This window comes from Cyanobium sp. Cruz-8D1 (assembly GCF_024345975.1).
GTDB lineage: Bacteria > Cyanobacteriota > Cyanobacteriia > PCC-6307 > Cyanobiaceae > Cyanobium.
The window spans coordinates 1-2816 of record NZ_JAGQCD010000097.1 but is presented as its reverse complement, the minus strand read 5'-3'; the positions used below and the strand labels follow the sequence as shown (position 1 = coordinate 2816).

At 65.4% G+C, this 2816-nt stretch carries 6 protein-coding genes; 4 read left to right on the top strand and 2 right to left on the bottom strand.

What is annotated here, in order from left to right; translation table 11 throughout:
- Positions 1-224: 224 nt before the first annotated feature.
- The 4 genes from KBZ33_RS21290 to KBZ33_RS21275 all read left to right on the top strand — a co-directional run bounded on the left by KBZ33_RS21290 (position 225) and on the right by KBZ33_RS21275 (position 1967).
- Positions 225-491 carry a DUF1778 domain-containing protein gene (locus KBZ33_RS21290; RefSeq protein ID WP_255012015.1) on the top strand — a complete coding sequence of 89 codons (267 nt, stop codon included), beginning with the start codon at positions 225-227 and terminating at the stop codon, positions 489-491.
- A 5-nt stretch (positions 492-496) separates the two neighbouring features.
- On the top strand, positions 497-994 hold the full coding sequence (locus KBZ33_RS21285) for a GNAT family N-acetyltransferase (RefSeq protein WP_255012014.1): 498 nt from the start codon (positions 497-499) through the stop codon (positions 992-994).
- A 425-nt stretch (positions 995-1419) separates the two neighbouring features.
- A complete protein-coding gene (locus KBZ33_RS21280; RefSeq protein WP_255012013.1) occupies positions 1420-1701 on the top strand; it encodes a BrnT family toxin in 282 nt (93 codons plus the stop codon).
- Positions 1698-1967: a hypothetical protein gene (locus KBZ33_RS21275; RefSeq protein WP_216910903.1), complete on the top strand. Its 270-nt coding sequence runs from the start codon at positions 1698-1700 to the stop codon at positions 1965-1967. The genes KBZ33_RS21280 and KBZ33_RS21275 overlap by 4 nt, the downstream gene beginning before the upstream one ends.
- 159 nt (positions 1968-2126) lie before the next feature.
- Here the strand turns inward: KBZ33_RS21275 and KBZ33_RS21270 are convergent, their stop codons facing one another.
- Both KBZ33_RS21270 and KBZ33_RS21265 read right to left on the bottom strand, forming a co-directional pair.
- On the bottom strand, positions 2127-2351 hold the full coding sequence (locus KBZ33_RS21270; protein ID WP_255012012.1) for an HIT family protein: 225 nt from the start codon (positions 2349-2351) through the stop codon (positions 2127-2129).
- Entirely contained in the window at positions 2336-2545 is a 210-nt protein-coding gene (locus tag KBZ33_RS21265) for an HIT family protein (RefSeq protein WP_255012011.1), read from the bottom strand. The genes KBZ33_RS21270 and KBZ33_RS21265 overlap by 16 nt, the downstream gene beginning before the upstream one ends.
- Positions 2546-2816: the final 271 nt, after the last annotated feature.

Genomic DNA, 2816 nt, shown 5'->3' with positions numbered 1-2816 from the left:
GCCGCAGGGTCAGGCGACGGCAGAAACGGCCCTGGTTCTCGCGGATCGAACTGCCACCGCCTCCTCACCCCACGGCGCCAATGGGGATCGCATAACGGTCTCACCTGAGATGTGTCCGTCAGTCAGGCCCCAACGTGATGCCCCTGTCGATAGGCACCATGATCATGCGGATAGACACCGTCTACCCAGAGGGGCTAGGGTGGCTTGAGGCCTGCTGTTCATCCGTGGCTGCCACCCCTCGCCTCAGCTGGAATCTGCGGGTCACGCCCGACGATCAGGCGCTGATTGATCGCGCGGTCCGTACCTCCGGCCTCACCCGAACCGACTTCGTTCTGCAGGCGGCCCGCAATGCCGCCCGTGAGCTGCTGGTGCAGCAGGCCTGGCAGGCCGTTTCGACCGAGCACTTTGACCAGTTTCTCCGCCAGCTCGATGCTCCGCCCAGCCCCACGGATCGCCTGCAGCGCACCATGACGGCACCGAGGCCCTGGTAACGCTGATGGATCTGCTGGCGCCCCAGCCGCTGGCGCAGCATCACAGCACCGTCAGCTTTGACTGCGGTGACTCCGGCCTCAACCACTGGCTCCAGCAGCGTGCCCTGGCCAACCAGCAGAGCAGTGCGACCCGAAGCTTCGTGGTGTGCAACGTCGAAGGCATCGTCAAGGCGTATGTGGCTCTGGCCTCCGGCGCGGTGGCCGTGGCCTCAGCCCCTGGGCGTTTCAGGCGCAACAGGCCCGATCCCATCCCCGTGGTGGTGCTGGCGCGGTTGGCGGTCTGCCGCACTGTCCAGGGACGCGGCATCGCTCGCGCCCTGCTCGCCGATGCGTTCGAACGGGTGCTGCAGGCCAGCACACAGATCGGCGTGCGCGGCATCGTGGTTCATGCCGCCTCCGCGGAAGCCCGCAGCTTCTATCTCCAATGTGGCTGCCACCTTGCCGTTCTGATCTGTGCGGCGCAGGGCGCATTCGGTGAACGGGGTATTTCACTAAGCCGCTGATCGGGCTGTCGTGGCCATCGCCATAGGTGGTGCTGCCGTTGAAGGTGAACCCGGGCCGCCATGCGCGTCCCAGGGTTTGCCTGCCCGGGCCACGTCCTGCGCCGGGGCCGGGCTGCTTCTCCCCAGCAGCTCCATGAGCATGAGCGGTTGGTGGATGGGGCTCATGCGCATCCGCTCGGCGATGAACGCGCGCAGGCGGAGGAAGGCAGCAGAGGGGCTGGAGGCCATCGAGTGATGGTGGCGGCTGCCGGGCGACCGGGCCAGGTTTGCTTTGGGCGGCCCGTCAGGCTGCCCCTGCTTGGATCCCGTCTGGCTGTGCCGCCCCAGTCCCTCTCCCAGCGGTGAGGGCTGGCCACGCAAGCAATTTCGACCAAGCCGCTGGCTCCTCTGATGACAAAAGGCACACAGGGTCTTAGGGTGTTGCCATGAAGCCCTTTCGCTGGAGCTCAGGCAAGAACGAGGTCCTTCAGGTTCAACGAGGAGTTTCCTTCGAGGCCGTGGTGGTCGCTATCGAATCCGGTGATCTGCTCGACATCGTTGAGCATCCGAACCAGGCCCGCTACCCAGGCCAGCGCATTCTTGTCGTTCTGATCTCCGGCTATGTCCATCTGGTGCCTTATGTCGAGGCCGACGATCACCTCTTTCTCAAAACCATCATTCCCAGCCGCAAAGCCACCATCGCCTACCGCCCAGGAGACGCACCATGAACCCCCTTGATCACGAAGAGCAGGAGATCCTGGAAGCCTTCGAAGCGGGCACGCTCCGTTCGGTGGCTACGGCTGCAGAGCGCTCCCGCCTGGAAGGCTCCGCAAGGTCAACGGCCACCAAGGATCAGCGCATCAACATTCGCCTCACCAGTGAGGATCTAGGCGCCTTGCGTGCCCGTGCCCTGCAGGAGGGCATTCCCTACCAGACCCTGATCAGCAGTGTCCTTCACAAGTACGTGTGCGGCAGGCTTCTCGATCGCCCCTGAGCGTGTGGAGCTTCGTGGTTTTGGGCGGCCCGTCAGGCCATCGCCCCTGATGGGATCCCTTCTGGCTTGGGCGTGATGCGGCTGCCGCCAACCCGGCTCAGGGTGTGGCCGTGCCGCCCCAGTCCCCTTCAGCCGCACGACCGGTGGGCAGGCCACGGTTCAGTACTGCTGTTTGTCCTTGATGACCGCCCGAACGCCTCCGCGGGGGGATTGGTCATCACCTGTTCGCCGGGGGATTTGATGCCAATGGGCATGAAACACCGTCTGCCCCGCCGTTTCACCTGAGTTCAGCCCCCGGTTTTCAACCAAAGAACCAGCCCAGCCGCTGATCGAGGAGTCTTCAGTACTGAACTGCTCCCGCCGCAGCTTCAGCAGCTCCACCACGGCGTTCCACGCCGGCTGGTGCAGCTCCAGCCCGTGGCCACATGACGACGCGGGATCACCAGGCAGTGCCCCTCGCTCACGGGATAGGCATCGGCGATGCAGCGCGCCAGCTCGTTCTCCAGCAGCACCCGGCCGCTGCCCTCCAGCGCGCAGAACACACTGCCCGCTTCGCGGTGGCCGTAGCTGGCCTGCATTGCAGCGGAAGCAGAGCGCCTGCAGGTTGGTGATGGCGTCGGAGCCGCCCTGGTTTTTGGGGATGGTGTGGTCCACCTCCAGGGCCTGCTGGTGCGGAGGTTGCTGAGCAACAGCAGCCCGCCCCGCAGCACTCGCAGCGGCCCCGGGTGTCCCGCGTCAACCCCCTTGGCCGATTCGCGACAACCAAGTTGGCCGGTGAGGGCCCCCAGGTTGTCGCCGGCGACAACCTGGGGGCGGCGACACGAAAAGTGAGCCACTCCGCTACCAGAA